The sequence below is a fragment of the Cupriavidus sp. 01T418 genome (assembly GCF_056398885.1).
Genome location: NZ_JBFTQG010000005.1, coordinates 1 through 20,288, shown reverse-complemented (window position 1 = coordinate 20,288; position 20,288 = coordinate 1). Strand labels below are relative to the sequence as shown.

The following is a 20,288-nucleotide window of genomic DNA, read 5'->3' as shown; positions in this document are numbered from 1 at the left end:
TTCAATACCCCGCACGGGCGAGGGGATTGGCGATGTAGCGAACCGCCCGATTGCTGATGGATGCCACCGGCACCAGGCAAAGCGCGGTCAGGCACCATACGGCGAGCTTCTTGCGCGCGCTCCAGAAGGGATTGGCGGCAACCGTATGAAAGTAGCGGCTGGACTCATGACGGAACCAGTGCCATCGCCGAGTCAACGGCGCGCCATGGAGAAGGCTGGCGAAGTGGGCCTTCTCCGCGGAAAAATCGAGAAATTCGGCAGGCAGGACGATGCCAAGCCGTTGCCAGGCCAGCTCGCGCAGGATGGCCCAGCGCCGGGCAGACTGCCTGGCTCCGGCCAGTGCGTCTTCGGCATTGGCGAGCGACAGGTTGGCGCCGCCCGCACGGCTTGTTTGCGCAGCGGTATGCCGATGCACGCGATAGCGGCCGAGCGGACGATCGAGCGCGTAAACGGCACCGACCAGCGCAATGCCGTAGATGGCGTAAAAGTCGGCACCGAGTATGTTGTCGGCAGTCACCGGGACAGGAAAGATGCGCCTGAGCGCATCCACGCGATAGGCGTTTCCCGATCCGGGCGGTGACGGGTACAGCCATCCGTCCCGCAGCAGCCTGCCGCAGTCTGTCACGGCGCTGGATTGCGGAACCTGCACCCCGGTGAGGGTCCCGTCCGCGGTCATCACCTCCAGCTGGAACTGAACCTTGACATAGTCGCCGGCTGCGAAGGCGGCCAGCACCGCTTCGCCGGCGTCCGGCTGCAGCTGGTCGTCGGCGTCAAGGAAGAGGACGCAGGGCGTGTCGAGCCGACGTAGCGCGTGGTTGTAGGCCGAGACCTGCCCGCCGTTCGGCTGGAACACGGCTTCTATGCTGTCGCCGTAGCCCAGGATGATGTCACGCGAACCATCGCTGGAGCCGTCGTCGATCACCATCACCCTGACCCCTGGCGCCGTCTGGCGTAGCGCGGAGTCAATTGCTCCCCCCAGGTACGGCGCGTAGTTGTAGTTGCAGATGACGATCGTCAGAAGGGCGGGGGAGGAGTTGGTCGGCATGACGGCCTCTGCGATGGATGTCGGCTACAGGGAATAGTCGGCGTTGAAGCCGAGGCGGCATGCCTCGCCGTCGGCGATCGCGCGTTCAAGCAGATCGAGCCGGGCGGCAGCGCCATGACGCCTGCCGTAGATCCGCAGCAGGGCGAGGAAGACGAGCCGGTTCAGACGGTACGTCAGGCCTGAGGTCGACCAGTGGTGCTTGTCGAACCATGCCTGGTTGCGGCTGCTGTAGTAGGCGCGGAAATCCGACCGGCTCAATAGCAGGCACTCGAAATGATTCTTCCAGTTCCGCTTGACGTTCCACGATCCCTCCAGGTCTTCCAGGCGGGCGCCGGTCACCAGCGCAATGCGGCCGCCGCGCGCGGTCAGGCGCCATGTGTATTCGATGTCGTCCGCATACAGCACGAGCTGCCGTTCCGGCAAGCCGAGATCGAGGTAGAGATCGCGGTGCCCGAGGAATCCGCCATACGGCGCAAAAGGCAACGGCAGGACTTCCGGTATGTCCGCCGGCTTCGGGCGGCCCCACGGCGTGCGGCGCCATAGCTTGTAGGGAATGCGCGCCACATGAAAGCCGAAGTAGCTGGAGCGCGGCGGCATCGCCAGCGCCACGGGCACACCCATCGCGATATCGGCCTGGTGATCCGGGCGGAAGCCAAGCACCGCCGCACGGTTGCGGCCCAGTTCGCGCGTCAGCCGGTCCAGCTGATGGCAGAGGACGTCGAGTGCGCCGGTGCACGGGGCATTGTCATCGTCCATCAGCCACAGGTAGTCGGTGTCGCGGCTGAGCGCTGCGTCGATGCCCACCGCATAGCCATTGGCCGACCCGGTGTTGGTCGGCAACCGGACCACGGTAACCCGCGCGCCCCAGTCGTCCTCGAACCGGCTAAGGTCGGACGAGGAATTGTTGCTGACGACCACGGCGTGCGCCACGCCCTCGTCCTCGAACGCCCGCCGCAACAGTTCGGCGCAATAGTGCAGGCGCGCGCCGTAGGTCACGGTTACCAACGTGATGCGCTTGTGATGCGTGTGTTTCATGGTTGCCCTTTTTCTGCTGATTGCCGCTCATTTCCGCTGATCATGCAGGCGTGCCCGGTCCGGACGCGTCGGCGCCGTAGGCATAGCTGTAGCGGTGCAGGTGGCCGGTGAAGTCGTTGAAGATCACGCCCCGTACGGCGACGTCGGCCTGCGCCAGCCGGCGCGTGCTTTCGTCGATCTGTTCTACGGTGGTAACCCGGTGCCGCGCCACGATGAAGACAGTGCCCGCCATGCGTCCCAGCACGAGCGCATCCGCCACCGGCAGCAAGGGCGGCCCGTCAAGCACCACCATGTCGTACTGGGCGGCAACGCGTTGGACAAGTACGGCCAGCTCTGGCTGCAGCAACAGCTCGCTTGGCCCGGACATGTGCCATCCGGTGGCCAGGAAATCGAGCCCATGCGATACATCGCGGCGAAGCGCGTCCTCGTACCGGCACGTGCCAGCGATCACCTCGGCAAGTCCCGGGCCGCGGTCCACATGGAATCGCTTGTGCAGCACGCCATTGCGAAGGTCGGCGTCAATCAGCAGCACACGGCGCTTCGAGGCACCCGCCAGTGTGGCGAGATTTGCGGCGACGAAGGACTTGCCAACCCCGCCCGTGGGGCCTGTGATCAGCACCACACGGTTGGGCGCATCGTTCAAAGCGAAGTGCAGCGTGGTGCGGACTGCGCGCAGGCTCTCGATCGCTGCATCGGGCAACAATGTACGGTCTGCGCTGCCCGCGAGCCTGCGGGGCCAGGCAGGGCGGTAATCGGAAGTCAGCCGGCTGCGCGGCACCGTGGCATACACCGGCAGCCCCGTGCCTGCCTCGATCTCCTCTCGGTCCTGGACGGTACCCGCCACGCGGCGCCGGAGGACGGCCAGGACCACGCCTGCCAGCAAACCGGTTAGCAGCGAACCGCCCACTGCGACGCCGCGCCGCGGCATGATCGGTGTCTCGGGTGGCGTTGCGGGGTCGATCAGTCGCACATTGGCGACCTTGCCGGCGCGCACCAAGGTAAGCTGCTGGCGGGCGTTAAGGCGGTTCGTGTAGAGCTCCGTGTCCACCTGCATGTTACGCTGCAATTGCAGGACCTTCTGCTCGATCAGGGGCAGTCTGCGCGTACGCGCCTCGATGACGGAGAGCTCGGCCATAGCCCCTTGCAGCTGGCCGTCGATGGCAAGCAGTGCGGGGTGCTTGTCCGTGTAACGCGTGGACAGTTCCTGCCGCTTCTGCCGGAGGTCGACGACGCGCGTTTCGGCTTCCACCGATTGCTGGAGAAGGGCGCGCGCCTCCTGGCTGGTGTCTACGGTGCCCTGTTGCGCACGAAACGCGTTGTAGCGACTCTCCGATTCCTCCAGTTGCCGCTTGAGCTGTGGCAATTGCTCATCCAGGAAGCGAATGGATTTGTCGGCCTCTTCTGAGCGGCGTCGCACGTTCTGCTCCACGTACTCCTTGCCGACCTCATTCAGGATCTGGCTGGCGCGGACCGGATCGACGCTGTCCAGCGCGACGCCGATGATGCTCGATTGCTTGCCGCGTTCCCCGATGGCCATCGTCCTTTGCAGCCATTCGGTGGTGGCGATCTCGGAGTAGCGCCTGATCGAAAAGCACGCGCCCGGCTCGCCGTCGGCGGCGCGGACTAGCAGGTCGATCGGTCCATGCGGGGTTTCGGCGTGTAGCGGCATACCGACCTTGCCGTGAAGCGTCAGCAACGGCGTGTCCCAAGAGCCGGGCAGGGTGAGGACATAGGCGCCCTCATGGCCGAGCGTCAGCACGAAGGTCTTGCCCTGCTGGGAAGCCGGCACGTCGAACATGGCCACGTCGATGCGTTCCGCGCCGTACACGTAGCCGCCAAGCGGATGCGACAAGCCATCCGTGCGCGCGGCGAGCCACCATCCAATCACCGGCACATAGCGGGGGCTGGCCTCGATATATAGTTTCAGCTTCTCGACCGCGCGTGACACCACCATGCGCGAGTTCAGTACCTGGATTTCCGAAGTCGTGTCCGGCTTGATCTCGGAGGTCAGCTTGGGGTCGTCGGAAGTGGATCGGGTCCCGATGGAACTGGGTTCGACCTGGATCAGGATGTCGGAGCGGTAGAGGGGGCGCGTGAACAATGCATGCGCGATCCCGGCGAGCAGGCACACGGAAGTGGCGACCACGATCAGCCACCTGCCGGCGTACAGTGTCGTCAGATTGTTCAGGGATCGGGCCGGCGCGCGACCGGGCAGTTCATAGACCGGGTTCGCGATGTAAGAGGTCTTCATGCCGCACTCCTGCGTGGGTATCGATCGTGCATAGGCGCTGATTTCACGGGACAAGCGCCCGGCCGACGGTCGCAGTCTGGGCGGTGGGCAACAGCAGGTTGACAACGCGGCTCCAGCGAACCAGCGCCGACGCATCGACGAACACCACGTCGTTGGCCTGCAGCGAAAAGCCGTCTGCCAACGCCATCGCCGATGGCGTACTCGCGTCGAGGTGGTACACCACTGGCTTGTTGCCATTGTCCCCACGCACGACATACACGTGTCGCGCGTCGCCGGAGTACTGGCTGACGCCACCGGCATCGCCAAGCGCCTGGTTCAGGCTCAGCTTGCCGTTATTGAGCGTCAGCGTGGATGCCCGCGCCACTTCGCCAAGTACAAAAACCTTGCTGTCGGTGGCGGCGTAAAAACGTACCAGGTCGCCGTCGCGCAGCAGGATGTCGGATGGATTCCGGCCGTTGGCGATGAGGTCTGGCAGGTTGATGCGTACGGTCTTGTCGCCACGCGTCAGAGCCACCCAAGAGCGGTCCGCCGTTGCGGTGAAGCCGCCGGCGCGATTGATCGCCTCGGGTAGCGTCATTGGCACATCATTGATGATCTGCAGACCGGGGGTCTGCACGGCGCCGTCCAGATAGACGCGCTTGCTGCGATATGCCTGGATGCGCAGGGTGATCTGCGGATTGCGCACGTATTCGGACAGGCGCCTGGTGAGAAGCTCGCGCGCATCAGCCTCGGTGAGGCCCGCCACAGGGACGATGCCGACGAAAGCGAACTGCACCATGCCGCGAGCGTCCACGGTATAGCCGGTTACCACCGCGTTGGAGCCGGCAGTATCCGCGCCACTGGTTACCTGCAGCGCCGGCATATTCAGTTCCGGATGGTCCCACACCACGATGCTCAGCACATCGCCGGGTCCCAATACGTAGGCGCGCGGCTTGTCGAACAGCGCGCGGACCTCTTGCGGCACACCCTGGGGCCGGGTGGCTTGCTGTGCATCGATCAGGGTACCGGTAATCTCGACCAGGTTGTCGCGAGTGACAGACTGCATGCCTTTTATCGACGGCAGCTCGGGTACGGTCCCCACGGAGGATGGCTGCGTCGCGCGAGCGGCATCGGGCGGAGGACCGGACTGGGATTGGAACGACATCCCGGGCGCCATCGTACAGGCGCCGAGGAGGGCCGCCAGGCCCGACAGCAACGTCGCCGCCAGGATCCGGCCATGCAGTTGGTCAGTACGCGCCGCGGCCATGTAGCACCACCCCGATCGTCTTGAACAGGATTCCGATGTCACCAAGGAACGACCAGTTCCTGACGTAGGCAACGTCGAGCGAGACGCGCGTCCCGTAATCCGTTTCATTGCGGCCGCTGACCTGCCAGAGGCCGGTAATGCCGGGAAGGACGCGGAGGTAATACGCCGCAGCATCGCCGTACCGCTCGAGTTCCTTCTCGACGACGGGGCGCGGACCGACAAGGCTCATGTCGCCGCGCACGACATTCCACAGTTGTGGCAATTCATCGATGCTGGTACGCCGGATAAGGCGCCCGAGCGGGGTGACCCGGACATCGTTCCTGAGCTTGAAATCCTTTTCCCATTCGGCGCGCGCCGCCGGGTCGGTCGCCAGCAATTCCTTCAGCACGGCGTCTGCGTTGAGCACCATCGAACGAAACTTCAGGCACTTGAACTTCCTGCCATCCACGCCAACGCGGGTGTGCCCGAACATGCATGGTCCGCCGTCCCGCATCACCAGCATTGCCACCACGGCCAGCAGTGGCGACAGCAGCAGCAACAGCGCAAGCGCTGCAGCGACATCGAACGCCCGCTTGGCGCCCAGTCCCAGCGGTGACGGAAATCGCAGGTCCACGCCTGCCGCCAACGGCTGGGAGGGCGCTCCGAATGCCGCCATTGTGCCGGGCAAGCCAGCCTCCATGCCCGGCGCGGCAGGAGAGGCCGCGGTCAGGCGGCTGGGTACGATACCGGATCTTGCAAAGAGTGATTTCACTGTGAACATGGCGACGCTCCCTGGTAGAGGTTGGACTGCAGTCGATCTCCCTTGCCGCTGGCTGCGGCTGTCGGACGGCCGTCAGACGCAGCGCCCGTAGGTGTCGGCGATGCGGACAATGTCGTCCTCGCCGAGGTACGCGCCGGACTGCACCTCGATGATCTCGAGCGGCAGCTTTCCGGGGTTCTCGAGCCGGTGCGTCACGCCGATGGGGATGTAAGTGGATTCGTTCTCGCTGAGCAGGAACTGCTCGTCGCCACGCGTGACCCGCGCGGTGCCGCGTACCACCGTCCAGTGCTCCGCGCGGTGGTGGTGCAGCTGCAAGGAAAGAGCGGCGCCGGGATGCACCACGATGCGCTTGACCTGGAAGCGCTCGCCATGGTCGAGCGAGTCATAGCTGCCCCATGGCCGCTGAACCTTTCGATGGGTCTCGGCCTCCGGTCCATGCTGGCGCGCGATGCGCTCGACCAGGCCCTTGACCGCCTGGACCCGCGAGCGGTCCACCACCAGCACGGCATCGGCGGTTTCGACCACGATCAGATTGACCGTACCCACGCAGGCCACCAGCCGGCCCTCCGAATGGGCGTAGCACGAGGTGGCGCCCTCGAACATCACGCGGCCGCGCGCGGCATTGCCGTCGTCGTCCTTGTCGATGGCATCCCATACCGCGTCCCACGAACCGAGGTCGGACCAGCCCGCCTCCAGCGGTACCACAATGCCTTCGAGCGCATCGGCGCGTGCCAGGTGCTCCATCACGGCGTAGTCGATCGAGTCCGATGGCACCTCTGCGAACGACGCCGCGTGCGGATGAAAGAACGCGCCGTCGCCGCGTCCGGCCGCGCAGGCGCTCACGCAGGCCGCGTGCATTGCCGGCTGGAGTTGTTGCAGCGTGGCCAGCCAGGTGCTGGCGCGCACCACGAAGATGCCGCTGTTCCACCAGTATTCGCCGGACGCGAGGTACTGCGCCGCAAGTTCGGCAGCGGGCTTCTCCACGAACGCGTCGATCCGGTGCGCCATGCCGTCGAGCGGCGCACCGAGGCGGATATAGCCGAAGGCCGTGTCGGCGCGCGTAGGCGGCACCCCGAGCGTGACGATGGCCCCCTGTTCTGCAAAGCGTGCCGCGCGCAATATGGCGAGACGGAACGCATTGCCATCGGCAATCACGTGGTCCGCGGGCATGGCGACGAGGATGCTGTCGTTGCCATGCTCACAGGACAGCAGCGCGGCGAGCGTCAGCGCCGGCGCCGTATTGCGCCCGACCGGCTCGACGACGATACGCGCGTCCAACCCTGCCTCGGCCAGTTGCTGCGCGGCCATGAAGCGGTGTGCTTCGCCGCAGACGATGATCGGCGCGACATCAGCGCCGGCGTTGCCATGGAGGCCGGCCAGGCGGCGTGCGGTGGCCTGCAGCAGGGAATCGCGGCCGATGATGTCGATCAGCTGCTTGGGAAAGTGCTTGCGCGACAGGGGCCACAACCGGGTGCCGGAGCCCCCGGCAAGCACCACTGCGGAAAGCCGCATGCCCAGGGCGGGCGGCGATGGCCAGTCCTGGCCGGCAAGTGCATCGATGGCGGTGTCATCCACAACATCGACTGCATCCAGCGGGTCCGTCGTGCGCATGATCTGCTCCTGTCCGGCGTGGGCCTGCAAGCGGGGAAACGGGGAAACCGTCTTTGTTGCAGCGAAGCATAGATGCGCCGAAAAGCCTTAGAAGCGGACTGGCGGAAAACGCAGAATGATTGGCCGATTAACCGGGAAATTGATTATAAAAAGTAGTGCGCGAGCCACCTGGAGCTACGGGGGGAAAATGCTGAAATGTATGGAATGACAACGGCGCCACTCAGAATTCAGTCACAATGCCAAAAATTGCGGCGAGGCGATATTTTCGATCACGATTTGCCAAATCCCAGTGCAGAAGCCACTCTATGGGGCATCTAGTCATTATCTTTACCTAATTTAAAATCCCGGAATTAGGGAAAGTGACTCAAATCAGATACATAACATGATTGGCACGCCGCATTTTTGCAGAAAACCAACTAGTGCCAAGTAATGATCCGCCAACATAGCGGAACTTTCAGCCAGTCGACCTTGCACGGCGTCCAATTTCCATTATGATGCAATGCAACATATTTGATTTTTTTGGATTCCACACAAGGGGGTAGTGATGCCATGGAGCACCTTGTCGATATGCCGCCGCCGGTCCGGTGCCTCGGTCCGCTACCGGTAGCCGGCCAACGGGAAATTCAGCGCATCGGGTTGCTGCTGTTTGAAGGCTGCTCGCTGCTTACTGCCGGCATCATCGCGGAAGCCTTCCGCGTGGCCAACGAACTCGAACTCCTGCGTCGCAGGCGACCTGTCTACCAGCTCTCCCTCTTTTCTTACCGCGGCGGCAATGTCGCGTGCTCCTCTTCCATCCGGATCTGGACGCAGAGCCTGGACGCGCTGGGTCAGCGAGACTTCAACGCCATCTTTATTGCCTGCAGCGAGCGCGAGCCGGTCGTTGAGCGCGATGCGCGGCTCATGACCGCCATGCTCGAGGTCAGCGAAATGGTGCTGGAGCGCTCCCGCGCGGGGCGGGAGCCGACCCTGCCCCGCGTCTCCCGGGCACATCCGCTGCGTATCGCCAAGAGGGACAAATTCGTCGGCGCCAGCCATGCCACGCCTTCCGTATTCTGGTGCCGGGGAGGCGTGGACTCCGCTCCGGACGTCATGCCGTCTGCCGTCGATATGGCCCTGGCACAGATCGAGTCGGACCTTGGCTTCGTCATGGCCCGGGAAGTTGCAAGGCAGCTCGCGCCGCAACCGGACATGCCGCTGGTGCGCCCGGATGCCGGGGAAGCTGGCGACGCGCCCGACATCGCATCGTCCGAAACCACCGAAAAGATGCGCGCGTCGGCACGGTGGATCGCGGAGCATTACACGGAAGCGATCTCCGTGGCCGACGCGGCGCGTGTTGCCGCCATGAGCGAGCGCAACTACCTGCGGCGCTTCAAGTGGGCCCTGGGCGTGACGCCGTCGGAGTACTTGCTTCGCGCGCGGCTGGACATGATTTGCCGGCTGCTGATGGAAACGGACCTGCCGGTCGACAAAATAGCGCGGCGCTGCGGGATGGGAAACGGAGACCGGCTCGCCAAGATTTTCCGCAAGCGCTTCTCGCTGTCGCCCACGGCGTACCGCAATCAGGGCAAGACAAAGCAGTGCGAAACAACCTAGCTACTGGAGGAGACCTGAGCATGCGCCACGACCTGCTGGATGTTGCGAAACTCGAGGGGATGTCCCGTGAACTGTCGGAAACCTACCGTTGCGCCGACCCGTTCCCCCATATCTGCATCGACAACTTTCTTGATGAAGACGTTTATCGGGAAGCCAGCGATGCGTTTCCAGGCGCAACGGAGCACGTCTGGTTCAAGTTTCACTCGGCCACCGAGAACCTGAAGCTGCAAAGCCAGGACTTCTACGCCATCCCGCCTGCGCTGCGGGCACTGATCATGGAGTTCAATGCGCCCGGATTCACCCGCTTCCTGGAAACGCTGTCCGGCATCCAGGGGCTGGTGCCGGACCCCCACCTCCATGGCGGCGGCCTGCACCAGACGCTGCCTGGCGGCCACCTGTGCCTGCATATCGACTACAACTACCATCTCGAATGGGAGCTTGACCGTCGGCTCAATGTGCTGCTGTATCTCAATGACAAGTGGGAGGACAGCTGGGCCGGCCATCTGCAACTGTGGGACAACGAGGTCCAGCGCTGCGTGCAGAAGATCGCGCCGATCGGAAACCGGCTGGTCGTCTTCAATACCAATGAGTGCTCATGGCACGGGCATCCCGAACCCCTTGCGTGCCCGCGAGGCGTCACGCGACGGTCGATCGCGCTCTACTACTACTCCAACGGCCGGCCCGAGCCGGATGCCGCCGATGAGCATTCCACCCGCTTCCAGACGCGGCCGGGCGAGCRGTACGGCTTCACCGCACGGGACATCCTGCATGGCATTACGCCGCCTTATGCGAAGGCGTTGGCCAAGCGGATTGTTGGACGATAGCGGGGACCGCAATCACTTGCGATGGAGGGATCATGCCACGATACGCCCAAGCCGCTATCACAAGGCCGTACCGCGCTGACGAGGGCAAGAGGATGTCATATATGCTCGTCACCGGCGGTGCCGGCTTCATCGGCGCCAACTTCGTCCTGAATTGGCTGAGCCAGGATGTCACGGACGGTATCATCAACGTCGACAAGCTGACCTACGCCGGCAACCGCAACACCCTGGCCTCCCTCGGAGGTGACGCCCGCCACATCTTCTCGCAGACTGATATCTGCGACCGCGCCGCCCTGGACAAGCTGTTTGCCGCCCATAAGCCGTGCGCGGTGGTTCACTTTGCCGCCGAAAGCCACGTCGACCGCTCCATCCACGACCCGGCCGAGTTCATCCAGACCAATATCGTCGGCACCTTCAACTTGCTCGAAACCGCGCGCACTTATTGGGGAGGTCTGGACGCCGCCGCCAAGGCTGCCTTCCGCTTCCTGCACGTCTCCACCGACGAAGTGTTCGGATCGCTGGGCCCCAGCGATCCCCAATTCTCGGAAACCACCGCCTATCAGCCGAATAGTCCGTATTCGGCCTCCAAGGCTGCGTCAGACCACTTGGTCCGGGCCTATCACCACACTTACGGGCTGCCGGTGCTGACGACCAACTGCTCGAACAATTACGGTCCCTATCACTTTCCCGAGAAGCTGATTCCGCTGATGATTACCAATGCCTTGGCTGGCAGGTCGCTGCCCGTCTACGGCGATGGCCTCAATGTGCGCGACTGGCTCTACGTGGGTGACCACTGCGCCGCGATCCGCGCAGTGCTGGCACGCGGCCGCGTGGGTGAGACTTATAACGTGGGCGGCTGGAACGAGAAGACTAACCTCGATGTGGTCCACACCCTGTGTGACTTGCTGGATGAACTCCGCCCCAAGGCTATCGGCTCCTATCGCGACCAGATCACCTTCGTCAAGGATCGCCCGGGCCACGACCGTCGCTACGCTATCGATGCCCACAAGCTCGAGCGCGAGCTGGGCTGGAAGCCCGCCGAGACTCTAGAAACCGGCCTGCGCAAGACCGTGCAGTGGTACCTGGACAACCAAGCCTGGGTTCAGAACGTGATGTCGGGCGACTACCGGAACTGGGTGGGCAACCAATATGCAGCATAAAGCGATCAGCGTCCCCACCTTCTTAGTGACCGGGAGCAATGGCCAGGTCGGCTTCGAACTGCGTCGTAGCCTGGCCCCGCTGGGCCGTGTCGTGGCATTGGATCGTACCGGCTGCGACCTGTCTTGCCCGGACGAAATCCGCCGCATGGTGCGCGAGTACCGGCCCGACGTGATTGTCAACCCGGGCGCCTATACCGCGGTGGACAAGGCGGAAACCGAACCCGATCTGGTCTTCACCATCAACGGCACGGCTGCTGGAATTCTGGCAGAAGAAGCCAAGGCGCTCGGGAGCCTGCTGGTCCACTATTCTACGGATTATGTCTTCGACGGCACCAAAAACGGGACCTATGTCGAAACCGACCCGGTCAATCCACTGTCGGTGTACGGCAAGAGCAAGCTCGCCGGTGAACAGGCCATTACCGCCACCGGTGCACGGTCGTTAATCCTGCGGACCTGCTGGGCGGCAGGCGCGCATGGCGGCAATTTCGCCAAGACAATGCTTCGCCTGGGGCGTGAGCGCGACAGCCTACGCGTGATTGCCGACCAGTTTGGCGCACCCACCACTGCAACGCTGATTGCCGACGTGACCGCGCAGATCGTGGGACGACGCTGGCTGTCTGGCGACCGCACGTCGTTTCCCTCCGGCCTCTATCACCTGGCCGCTGCTGGTGAAACCACTTGGCACGCCTACGCAACCGAAGTGCTGCGCTATGCCGCCGCCCATGGTATCGAGTTGAAGGTCGATCCAGGGTGTATCGAGCCGATTCCCGCCACGGCTTATCCTCTGCCGGCGCCGCGCCCGGCCAACTCGCGCCTGGACACCAGCAAGCTGCGCCAGACCTTCGATATCCACCTTCCAGATTGGCAGCAGGGCGTGCATTTCCTACTAGACCAGATTTTTTCCTGAGCCTGTTTACCATGCGCAAAGGCATTATCCTGGCCGGGGGTTCCGGCACCCGGCTCTATCCGACTACGCGATCGGTATCGAAGCAATTGCTGCCGGTCTACGACATTTTGGATCCTATCAAATGAGCTTGAATGTTATTCAAACTGACATTGCCGAGGTTTTGATCATCGAGCCAAAGGTGTTCGGTGATGACCGCGGCTTCTTTTATGAGAGCTTCAATGGGCGCTTGTTTGAGGAGGCGACGGGCGTGAAACGAACCTTTGTGCAAGACAATCATTCGCGCTCCGCACGCAATGTATTGCGCGGGCTTCACTATCAGATCAAGCATCCCCAAGGCAAGCTGGTGCGCGTGGTGGTGGGCCAAGTGTTCGATGCCGCGGTGGACCTGCGCATGAGCTCCCCGAATTTTGGCAAGTGGGTTGGTGTCACGTTATCAGCAGAGAACAAGCGCCAGCTGTGGGTGCCAGAAGGCTTCGCCCATGGATTTGTAGTGACATCTGAATATGCGGAGTTTCTCTATAAAACGACGGACTATTGGTATCCGGAACATGAGCGTAGCTTGCTCTGGAACGATGCGCAGGTAGGCATCGACTGGCCGATCAATGGCGAACCTGTCCTCGCCGCCAAAGATGCCGCCGCGAAATCAATCGGACATGCAGAACTGTTTGCGTAGGGAACTCAGAAGCGGCAGATGACTTCGATTTCGGAGACGAGCGGCCGGCGTGGCTTCAACCGATTTTAACGAGACATATCCCATGCCAGTTAGCCCTTCCGTTTTCAAGGCCTATGACATTCGTGGCATCGTCGGCAAAACGCTTACCCGCGACGTTGCCCGGCTGATTGGTCTGTCCTTCGGCTCGGCTGCCCGTGAGCTTGGCGAAAAGTCCGTCGCTGTCGGCCGTGACGGCCGCCTGTCAGGCCCGGATCTACTCGGCGGCCTGGTCGAAGGCCTGCGCGCAGCCGGTGTGGATGTGACCGACCTGGGCATGGTTGCCACCCCAATGGTCTACTTCGGGACCAATATCGAAGTGGATAGCGCGCGCGCCACCTCGGGCATCATGGTCACCGGCAGCCACAACCCACCCGACTACAACGGCTTCAAGATGGTCCTGGCAGGCAAAGCGATCTACGGCGAGCAGATTCAGGCGCTGCGCCAGCGGATCGAGGCCGGCAGCTGCGCAAGTGGCGCCGGTTCCTACCGGGAAGTGGATGTGCGTCAGCAATATCTCGAGCGCATCATCGGCGACGTGGAGCTCGCGCGCCCCATGAAGATCGCGCTGGATGCAGGCAACGGCGTGGCAGGCGCTTTCGTTGGCGACCTGTTCCGCGGGCTGGGCTGCGAGGTGACGGAACTGTTCTGCGAGGTGGACGGGCACTTCCCCAACCACCATCCGGACCCGGCCCATGTGGAGAACCTGCAAGACCTGATGAAGTGCCTGCGCGAGACGGATTGCGAGCTGGGCCTGGCCTTTGATGGCGATGGCGACCGCCTCGGCGTGGTGACCAAGGACGGTCAGGTGATTTTCCCGGATCGCCAACTGATGCTGTTCGCCGAAGAAATCCTGTCGCGCAACCCGGGCGCGCAGGTGATCTACGACGTCAAATGCACGGGCAAGCTGGCCCCGTGGATTCGCCAGCATGGTGGCGAGCCGCTGATGTGGAAGACCGGCCATTCGCTGGTGAAGGCCAAGCTCAAGGAGACTGGCGCACCGATCGCCGGCGAGATGAGCGGGCACGTGTTCTTCAAGGATCGCTGGTACGGCTTTGACGATGGCCTGTACACGGGCGCCCGCCTGCTGGAAATCCTGTCGCGCCACGCCGACCCGAGCGCCGTGCTGAATGCGCTGCCGAACGCCAACAACACCCCCGAGTTGCAACTCAAGTGCGCCGAGGGTGAGCCGTTCACGCTGCTGGACAAGATCAAGGCCAACGCGAAGTTCGAGGGTGCTCGCGAGGTCATCACCATCGACGGCGTGCGCGTCGAGTACGCCGATGGCTTCGGCCTGGCCCGTCCGTCCAATACGACGCCGGTGGTGGTGATGCGGTTCGAGGCGGACAACGACGCCGCGCTGGCGCGGATCCAGGCTGAATTCAAACGCGTGATCCTGGGCGAGAAGCCGGATGCGCGGCTGCCCTTCTGAATATGTGCTTGACCCTTTGAACATGGCAGGCTTGCGCACCTGCGCCGGTGGCAAGGGTTGTATGAGGCTTCCTTAACCCATTTTCTTCAACCTGAAAAATCCTCATGTCTGAGTCATTGCTGCTGACTGGCGCCACCGGATATATCGCATCGCATACGTGGGTGGCGCTGCTTGACGACGGGTACGATGTCATCGGTCTGGATAATCTGTGCAACAGCAATCAGATAGTGGTGGAGCGAATTGCCGCCATTTCGGGAAAAACCCCGCATTTTGTCAAAGGTGATGTGCGCGACCGTGCGCTGCTCGACCGCCTGTTTGCCGAGCATCGCATCACCGGCGCCATCCATTTCGCGGCACTCAAGGCGGTAGGCGAATCCGTGAGCCAGCCGCTGGCGTACTACGATAACAACCTGAACGGTCTGCTGACCCTATGCACGACCATGCAGGCAGCAGGGGTGAAACAACTGGTGTTCAGTTCTTCAGCCACCGTCTATGGTAATCCGCACACAGTCCCGATTCTCGAGAACTTCCCGCTGTCCGCAACGAATCCCTACGGCCAGACCAAGCTGATGGGTGAGCAGATCCTGCGCGACCTTGAAAAATCCGATCCGGACTGGCGCATTGCCCATTTGCGCTATTTCAACCCGGTGGGCGCGCACGAGAGCGGGCTGATCGGCGAGGACCCGAGCGGTGTGCCAAATAACCTGATGCCTTACGTGGCGCAGGTGGCGGGCGGGCGCCGCAAGAAGCTGATGGTGTTCGGCGGCGACTATCCTACGGCCGACGGTACCGGCGTGCGCGACTATATCCACGTATCCGACCTGGCAGACGGCCACCTCGCGGCGTTGGCTTACCTGCGCGGCCACCAGCAGGGGATAACGGTCAACCTCGGCACCGGCCGCGGCTACAGCGTGTTGGAAGTGGTCAGGGCGTACGAGTGCGCCAGCGGCCGCCCCGTGCCGTATGAAATCGTGGCGCGCCGAGCCGGCGATATCGCTTCCTGCTATGCCGATTCCGCGCTGGCACACCGCATGCTGGGCTGGCGTGCGCGGTACGACCTTGCCCGCATGTGCGAAGATTCCTGGCGTTGGCAATCTATGAATCCGAGTGGGTTTGCCGGCTGAAACTGTGCGACGTAACCGTTTCTGAGTGGGCGCTGCGGCCCGCTCGGTTTGCTCGCTTCTCTCAGCCGGGGAAGCGGGGGAATCGACCAGATAGCTATCGGCGAGCTTGTCGTATCGAGTCGCAACACGACGAAAATGTTTGATTCTGCTGAAGAAGCGTTCGACCAGGTTGCGCGCATACGATTGTATGCGGTGCTTGATCTTGCGATTCTAGCGCGGAGGGATAGCCACCTTCGCCTTGATCGCTCGGATGGGGTTTTGTCGCAATAAGGCGGTTGAAGCGAGCTGGGTTGATGTGCTGAGGACCGCTTACGTCGCCAACGAGTAGAACTGGTCGGCTGCGGACGGATTGGTGCCGCGAGCGTACTTCATCTGTCCTTTCACGATCATATGCATCACCTCGATGCCGCCCAGCAGAATCCGCGCGCAGCGAAAAACCTTGAACCCGAGCATGGGTCGGGTGCGGCGCTTGATCGCCCGATGGTCCTGTTCCACGATGTTGTTCAAATACTTGGCCTGGCGAATCCTGATGGGCCTTTCGCGCTGTGCGTTGATCACGTGCAGCCCGGCCAGATTGGCGCCGCTCTTGTCGATGGTCACTGTTCCGGGCGCGCCATTCTGGTCGATGGCCTTCTCGAAGTAGCGCCGGGGCGCCGCCGTATCCCGTTTGGCCCGCAACAGAAAATCGACTGTGTCGCACGCCTTGTCCACGGTCCGGTATAAATACTTCCACTCGCCCTTGACCTTGATATACGTCTCGTCCATCCGCCAGCTTCTGCCGACTGCACGCTTGTGGCGGCGGAACGCCTTCTCGAGGCACTGGCAGCAGCTTGAGCGCCCAGCGGTGCACCGTCGAATGATCAACCGATATACCTCGCTCGGCCATCATCTCTTCGAGATGGCGCGGGCTCAGCGGGTAGGCCACGTACTACCACCGTACGCAGGTCAGCATCACATCCAGCAGATAATGCAACCGTTGAAGCACATTCGCCACCGCCGGATTCGGCTCTCTCATCGTCGTTCACATGGTTCTTCTTGCGAGGTCCGCAGCATACCAGCCTCCCATAGTGCGACAGAAACGGTGGAATCGGTGTAGCGGAATATGCGCCTCCCTAGGGCCTGTTGACAATCAGCAGATCCAGATGAATGCGGCGGCGAGCGCAACGAACGATGAGAAACGTTCGGAGAGCTTGTCGTAGCGCGTGGCAACGCGGCGGAATTGCTTGATGCGGCAGAAGAAGCGTTCGATCAAATTTCGCGAGGCATACAGATGCTCGTCCAGGGGGCGTTGTTCAAGACGATTGGCGCGACTGGGGATGACGGCTTGAATACCGCGGACTGCAGGTGTTGCAGGATCGCGTTCGAATCGTAGGCTTTGTCGGCGGCCAGACTGGCGGGCTTCAGTTCGTCAAGCAAAGGCAGCGCTTCGCGGCTGTCCCCGGCCTAGCCGCCGGTCAGGCGAAAGCGCGTGAGCATACCCAATCCATCGACCAGCGCATGAATCTTGGTGGTCAATCCGCCACGCGAGCGGCCGATCGCCTGATCGCCTTTTTTTGGGGCGCGCCGGCGGCATGCTGGTGGGCACGCACAATGGTGCTGTCGATGAAGACTTCCTCGAAGTCGGGGTAATCGTCCTTTTGCTGCAGATTGAGGGGCGGCCGGGATTCGCAATTATGAGCGGCAGAGCATAAGCCGAATCCCGGCCGACCCCCCAGTTGTCCTTGGCAAGCCAATCAAAATGCAATTAATCGCCAGGATTCCTCCCCAACCTTAAACCCCGGTTTGGCAGCACAGGCCACTTGGCAGGGGAGCGACGTGGCGTGAGGATTGGCCGGATCAGCGTGCGCGGGACGCGTCGCGATCCTGGTCCAGTCACTCGTGGCTCCAAGATGCTTCGCACATGACCCACAGTGCAATGGCCACCACCGATACAAACAGCGGTTCCTTGCTGAGGGTTATGGCGGAGAGACCAACCGCTGAATCAGTGGCATGCAGACCAATGATGAACAGGGATACTGCGCCGATCAGGCGCGCGATAATCTTGGCCAGGACCTGGCCCATCTCGGCCATTCCATTTGGGTTCATTTGCATTCTTTCAATGCGTGTGGCGCATGACGTCTCAGCCGTTGGCGTCCCGCAGGTCAGTTGCCATGGCTACTGCACAGACGGATCTCGCCGTCCTTGCCATGCACCACCAACTCGACTTCTTCGCGCTGGGCAAGTGCACTGCCAGCTTTGATCGCATCTTCCTGGCTGTCATAGTGGAACCGCGCGCGCACCGCGCCTTCCTGCTTGACATCCCAGCCCCTGCCGTGAGGTATGACGTGGAAATTGCCCTTATGTATCATGGCTATGCCCCTAAGGCGGCACCGTGGTCATGCCGGCGATGGCAACGGCGAGCAAATGATTTGCTTTATGCCAGTCCGATCCTCGATCACTAGATTGACACCGCTGCGGGCCGCCATGGTGCTTCCGACGCTCAGTGCTTCGTCTTGAGCTTCGAACTCCAGGATTGCGGTGGTGGCGCCACATAATTTCAAGACCCAACCGGCCGGCACGGCACAAATCAGGATGTCTCCTCGCATCTCAGTTCCTCGTGAGGGAGATGCATAAAGCTTAGGAGAGACAGGTAAAAGCCGGCATCGGGCGCCGTCCTACCCAGCGGACTGCACCTCTGCCTTTTCTCTGGCATTTTGCCCTTGACGCCAGCGCCCTAGTTCGGCCGTGTCGCCAGGCAGAAACTGGGATTCCAGGAAGATCGGTTCGGCCTGAAAGGTCAGAGCTGGCATGCTGCCTCCTGGCGCGTTGCGTAGTGGCGCTCGCCGCGGGTGCGCAGGGAGATCGAGCGTGGGCCCGTGAACTGGATGCTGTAGTCAAGCAAGAAGCTTAGCCAAGCGCCTTGGCAGTCAAACTCTAGACGGTCGATTGTCCAAGGCAGCACCATAATTGCTGCGGTGTCGATACCACGCAGGACGAGCCGAGCGCCGGCAGCCTGTGCCGCAGCCTCTACCTCGGGATTCCACGTGTCGGCGGTCAGCAGTGGATCGTACACAGTGATGCGCGCGCATGTGAAGGGCACGGCGACCGCATTGGCTGCGCGGCGGTACAGGAAGACGGTCTCGAGATCGCAGGTGAACATGTCTCTCTCACTTATACTGTATGGATATCCAGTATAGGGCCGTTCCAAGTCAATCGTGGGTAGTTGAGTTAACTGTATGGATATACAGTCTATGGAGCAAAGGGAGGAAAGAGGCAAACGCCGCACACTTGTAGGCGGGGATGTAAATCGAGGGAATCGTTGGAAGGGCCGGGACAAACGGGTATTCCCACCGTGGGAATATGGTGGGAGCAAAGCTCCGCTTTGAGACGTACAAACAGCGAAGGTTAAGTCGCTTTGGTGTGGATGATGGGACTCGAACCCACGGGCTGCGCCGAGCCGGTGTCGGCGAAATTCTATTGCTGGCCGGGCAGGGCGGACGGACGGACGGTCGGACGGGGAGGGTGACAGTTCGGTAGAGCCATGCGTATGACCTCGCGAAAGATCGGAAAAATAGGGGTATTCTGGCGATCCGCGTTCACGCCACGACCTGCGCGCCAGGGAGATCTCCATTGAAAGCACTCGCGAGCATCGGCAGGAGAAGAGCAGTTTTCCTTCATCTATCCTGGCGCGCATCCACATTTGCGTAATTAGAGGTCGCCATTAGCCGAAATAGCAATCTGCAACAGCAGGAGCCTTGGCTAGACGTTCCACGGGTTCGATTTGCATTCCGCGAGCCGCGTTTCCCGCTTTAGGTTGCCGGTCGCGGTCGCCAATGGAGTCGGCGAATGGCGCCCGCCAGTTGCAAATGCCTCACGCGCCGTCCGGTGCCCCCACCAGCGCCATCAGCCGCGCCATGCATGGGCTGGCCGCCGCCAGCGCGCGATGTTCGTCGAGGATATCCTGCAGGATGGCATGCGTCGTATCCGGGTTGGCCAGCACCACGCGGAAAACGGCAATCGGGCGGCCACCCCACTGTGTCGACATCAACTGCGTGCGCGATACGAACGAGCGGCCGGCATCGCGCTGCATTTCCTGAATGCTGATGGTCAGCGCATCCAGCGCGTCCAGAATCTTCTCGCGCCTGTCGGCCGAAGCCGTTGCCAGCGCGGCACGCACGGTCTCGGGCATATGGCGATAGGTCAGGATGCAAAGCTGCGGGTGGCTGTCGAGCTCGAAATCGGGCTGCTGCGCAATCAGGGATGCAAAGTAGTGGGCGTTATCGATGCTACGATCGATCAACTGCGCCAACCCCTTGCGACCGAGCAGATGAAGGTTTGCATAGAGCATGACTGCCGCCGCGCCGCGCGATCCTTCGAGCGTATGGCGCCCCAGGTCCACCGAGCCCTTGCGCACGATGTAGTTCGCATGCTGGATGATTTCCTGCGTCCACGCCGGGCTCCGGAACAGCACCATGCCGGCACCCATCGGCACGTAGAACTGTTTGTGCGCATCGATGACGACGGAATCGGCACGCTCGATGCCCGCGAAGCGCCAGCGCTCGCGCTCCGACAGCAGTGTTGCGCCGCCCCATGCGGCATCCACGTGGAAATGGCA

Annotated in this window: 19 protein-coding genes and 4 pseudogenes; 9 read left to right on the top strand and 14 right to left on the bottom strand. The window is 62.4% G+C overall.

Translation table 11 applies throughout. From position 1 onward, the window contains the following. Position 1: 1 nt before the first annotated feature. The 6 genes and pseudogenes from AC1DQ3_RS07550 to AC1DQ3_RS07525 all read right to left on the bottom strand — a co-directional run bounded on the left by AC1DQ3_RS07550 (position 2) and on the right by AC1DQ3_RS07525 (position 7,849). A complete protein-coding gene (locus AC1DQ3_RS07550; RefSeq protein ID WP_477119561.1) occupies positions 2 to 1,045 on the bottom strand; it encodes a glycosyltransferase family 2 protein in 1,044 nt (347 codons plus the stop codon). Between the two features lie 24 nt (positions 1,046 to 1,069). After that, positions 1,070 to 2,080 (bottom strand): glycosyltransferase, encoded by a 1,011-nt coding sequence (locus AC1DQ3_RS07545; RefSeq protein ID WP_477119560.1) that lies wholly within the window; start codon positions 2,078 to 2,080, stop codon positions 1,070 to 1,072. Positions 2,081 to 2,120: 40 nt separating this feature from the next. Beyond that, entirely contained in the window at positions 2,121 to 4,331 is a 2,211-nt protein-coding gene (locus AC1DQ3_RS07540; RefSeq protein WP_477119559.1) for a GNVR domain-containing protein, read from the bottom strand. 43 nt (positions 4,332 to 4,374) lie between these two features. Beyond that, the gene (locus AC1DQ3_RS07535; RefSeq protein WP_477119558.1) at positions 4,375 to 5,577 is read right to left on the bottom strand and encodes a polysaccharide biosynthesis/export family protein; all 1,203 of its coding nucleotides are present in this window, start codon (positions 5,575 to 5,577) and stop codon (positions 4,375 to 4,377) included. Next, positions 5,558 to 6,151: pseudogene (locus tag AC1DQ3_RS07530) on the bottom strand (sugar transferase); the annotation flags it as partial. The pseudogene AC1DQ3_RS07530 and the gene AC1DQ3_RS07535, both read right to left, overlap by 20 nt. A 258-nt stretch (positions 6,152 to 6,409) precedes the next feature. After that, positions 6,410 to 7,849, bottom strand: a complete 1,440-nt coding sequence (locus AC1DQ3_RS07525; RefSeq protein WP_477119794.1) for a mannose-1-phosphate guanylyltransferase/mannose-6-phosphate isomerase — start codon at positions 7,847 to 7,849, stop codon at positions 6,410 to 6,412. Between the two features lie 648 nt (positions 7,850 to 8,497). On the opposite strand from AC1DQ3_RS07525, the gene AC1DQ3_RS07520 reads away from it, so the two are divergent. The 8 genes and pseudogenes from AC1DQ3_RS07520 to galE all read left to right on the top strand — a co-directional run bounded on the left by AC1DQ3_RS07520 (position 8,498) and on the right by galE (position 15,694). Then, complete coding sequence (locus AC1DQ3_RS07520; protein WP_477119557.1) at positions 8,498 to 9,541, top strand: GlxA family transcriptional regulator; 1,044 nt, start codon at positions 8,498 to 8,500, stop codon at positions 9,539 to 9,541. Between the two features lie 20 nt (positions 9,542 to 9,561). After that, entirely contained in the window at positions 9,562 to 10,365 is an 804-nt protein-coding gene (locus tag AC1DQ3_RS07515) for a 2OG-Fe(II) oxygenase (protein WP_477119556.1), read from the top strand. Positions 10,366 to 10,457: 92 nt separating this feature from the next. Then, a complete protein-coding gene (gene rfbB / locus AC1DQ3_RS07510; RefSeq protein ID WP_477119555.1) occupies positions 10,458 to 11,522 on the top strand; it encodes a dTDP-glucose 4,6-dehydratase in 1,065 nt (354 codons plus the stop codon). Continuing rightward, positions 11,512 to 12,429 (top strand): dTDP-4-dehydrorhamnose reductase, encoded by a 918-nt coding sequence (gene rfbD, locus AC1DQ3_RS07505; protein ID WP_477119554.1) that lies wholly within the window; start codon positions 11,512 to 11,514, stop codon positions 12,427 to 12,429. Before rfbB ends, rfbD begins: the two co-directional genes overlap by 11 nt. After that, positions 12,426 to 12,533: pseudogene (locus AC1DQ3_RS07500) on the top strand (sugar phosphate nucleotidyltransferase); the annotation flags it as partial. The gene rfbD and the pseudogene AC1DQ3_RS07500, both read left to right, overlap by 4 nt. 17 nt (positions 12,534 to 12,550) lie before the next feature. Further along, complete coding sequence (gene rfbC / locus AC1DQ3_RS07495; protein WP_477119553.1) at positions 12,551 to 13,102, top strand: dTDP-4-dehydrorhamnose 3,5-epimerase; 552 nt, start codon at positions 12,551 to 12,553, stop codon at positions 13,100 to 13,102. A gap of 82 nt (positions 13,103 to 13,184) precedes the next feature. Further along, positions 13,185 to 14,570: a phosphomannomutase/phosphoglucomutase gene (locus tag AC1DQ3_RS07490; RefSeq protein WP_477119552.1), complete on the top strand. Its 1,386-nt coding sequence runs from the start codon at positions 13,185 to 13,187 to the stop codon at positions 14,568 to 14,570. Positions 14,571 to 14,674: 104 nt separating this feature from the next. Beyond that, positions 14,675 to 15,694, top strand: coding sequence for a UDP-glucose 4-epimerase GalE (galE, locus tag AC1DQ3_RS07485; protein ID WP_477119551.1), 1,020 nt, complete (start codon positions 14,675 to 14,677; stop codon positions 15,692 to 15,694). Between the two features lie 87 nt (positions 15,695 to 15,781). Here the strand turns inward: galE and AC1DQ3_RS07480 are convergent. From AC1DQ3_RS07480 to AC1DQ3_RS07470, 3 genes and pseudogenes are all read right to left on the bottom strand, one after another. Continuing rightward, positions 15,782 to 15,868: pseudogene (locus AC1DQ3_RS07480) on the bottom strand (IS5/IS1182 family transposase); the annotation flags it as partial. 135 nt (positions 15,869 to 16,003) lie between these two features. Continuing rightward, positions 16,004 to 16,709, bottom strand: a pseudogene (locus AC1DQ3_RS07475) (IS6 family transposase). Between the two features lie 114 nt (positions 16,710 to 16,823). Continuing rightward, complete coding sequence (locus tag AC1DQ3_RS07470) at positions 16,824 to 17,024, bottom strand: transposase (protein ID WP_477119793.1); 201 nt, start codon at positions 17,022 to 17,024, stop codon at positions 16,824 to 16,826. A gap of 14 nt (positions 17,025 to 17,038) precedes the next feature. Between AC1DQ3_RS07470 and AC1DQ3_RS07465 the strand changes: the two genes are divergently transcribed. Then, positions 17,039 to 17,323 (top strand): hypothetical protein, encoded by a 285-nt coding sequence (locus tag AC1DQ3_RS07465; RefSeq protein WP_477119550.1) that lies wholly within the window; start codon positions 17,039 to 17,041, stop codon positions 17,321 to 17,323. Between the two features lie 243 nt (positions 17,324 to 17,566). Here AC1DQ3_RS07465 and AC1DQ3_RS07460 read toward each other — a convergent pair whose 3' ends face one another. The 5 genes from AC1DQ3_RS07460 to AC1DQ3_RS07440 form a co-directional block, all read right to left on the bottom strand. Next, complete coding sequence (locus AC1DQ3_RS07460; protein WP_477119549.1) at positions 17,567 to 17,755, bottom strand: hypothetical protein; 189 nt, start codon at positions 17,753 to 17,755, stop codon at positions 17,567 to 17,569. 80 nt (positions 17,756 to 17,835) lie between these two features. After that, the gene (locus AC1DQ3_RS07455) at positions 17,836 to 18,042 is read right to left on the bottom strand and encodes a DUF2188 domain-containing protein (protein WP_477119548.1); all 207 of its coding nucleotides are present in this window, start codon (positions 18,040 to 18,042) and stop codon (positions 17,836 to 17,838) included. Between the two features lie 27 nt (positions 18,043 to 18,069). Next, a complete protein-coding gene (locus tag AC1DQ3_RS07450) occupies positions 18,070 to 18,279 on the bottom strand; it encodes a DUF2188 domain-containing protein (protein ID WP_477119547.1) in 210 nt (69 codons plus the stop codon). Positions 18,280 to 18,470: 191 nt separating this feature from the next. After that, positions 18,471 to 18,833: a hypothetical protein gene (locus AC1DQ3_RS07445; RefSeq protein ID WP_477119546.1), complete on the bottom strand. Its 363-nt coding sequence runs from the start codon at positions 18,831 to 18,833 to the stop codon at positions 18,471 to 18,473. A gap of 711 nt (positions 18,834 to 19,544) precedes the next feature. Beyond that, a partial coding sequence (locus AC1DQ3_RS07440) for a pyridoxal-dependent decarboxylase (RefSeq protein ID WP_477119545.1) occupies positions 19,545 to 20,288 on the bottom strand: 744 nt, incomplete at its 5' end.

Excerpts from the sequence above, each read along its gene's own strand:
- AC1DQ3_RS07550 (WP_477119561.1), bottom strand. The coding sequence starts at position 1,045 with ATGCCGACCAACTCCTCCCCCGCCCTTCTGACGATCGTCATCTGCAAC.
- AC1DQ3_RS07545 (WP_477119560.1), bottom strand. The coding sequence starts at position 2,080 with ATGAAACACACGCATCACAAGCGCATCACGTTGGTAACCGTGACCTAC.
- AC1DQ3_RS07540 (WP_477119559.1), bottom strand. The coding sequence starts at position 4,331 with ATGAAGACCTCTTACATCGCGAACCCGGTCTATGAACTGCCCGGTCGC.
- AC1DQ3_RS07535 (WP_477119558.1), bottom strand. The coding sequence starts at position 5,577 with ATGGCCGCGGCGCGTACTGACCAACTGCATGGCCGGATCCTGGCGGCG.
- AC1DQ3_RS07525 (WP_477119794.1), bottom strand. The coding sequence starts at position 7,849 with ATGCGGCTTTCCGCAGTGGTGCTTGCCGGGGGCTCCGGCACCCGGTTG.
- AC1DQ3_RS07520 (WP_477119557.1), top strand. The coding sequence starts at position 8,498 with ATGGAGCACCTTGTCGATATGCCGCCGCCGGTCCGGTGCCTCGGTCCG.
- rfbB (WP_477119555.1), top strand. The coding sequence starts at position 10,458 with ATGTCATATATGCTCGTCACCGGCGGTGCCGGCTTCATCGGCGCCAAC.
- rfbD (WP_477119554.1), top strand. The coding sequence starts at position 11,512 with ATGCAGCATAAAGCGATCAGCGTCCCCACCTTCTTAGTGACCGGGAGC.
- rfbC (WP_477119553.1), top strand. The coding sequence starts at position 12,551 with ATGAGCTTGAATGTTATTCAAACTGACATTGCCGAGGTTTTGATCATC.
- AC1DQ3_RS07490 (WP_477119552.1), top strand. The coding sequence starts at position 13,185 with ATGCCAGTTAGCCCTTCCGTTTTCAAGGCCTATGACATTCGTGGCATC.
- galE (WP_477119551.1), top strand. The coding sequence starts at position 14,675 with ATGTCTGAGTCATTGCTGCTGACTGGCGCCACCGGATATATCGCATCG.
- AC1DQ3_RS07460 (WP_477119549.1), bottom strand. The coding sequence starts at position 17,755 with ATGGGCCAGGTCCTGGCCAAGATTATCGCGCGCCTGATCGGCGCAGTA.
- AC1DQ3_RS07455 (WP_477119548.1), bottom strand. The coding sequence starts at position 18,042 with ATGATACATAAGGGCAATTTCCACGTCATACCTCACGGCAGGGGCTGG.
- AC1DQ3_RS07450 (WP_477119547.1), bottom strand. The coding sequence starts at position 18,279 with ATGCGAGGAGACATCCTGATTTGTGCCGTGCCGGCCGGTTGGGTCTTG.
- AC1DQ3_RS07445 (WP_477119546.1), bottom strand. The coding sequence starts at position 18,833 with ATGTTCACCTGCGATCTCGAGACCGTCTTCCTGTACCGCCGCGCAGCC.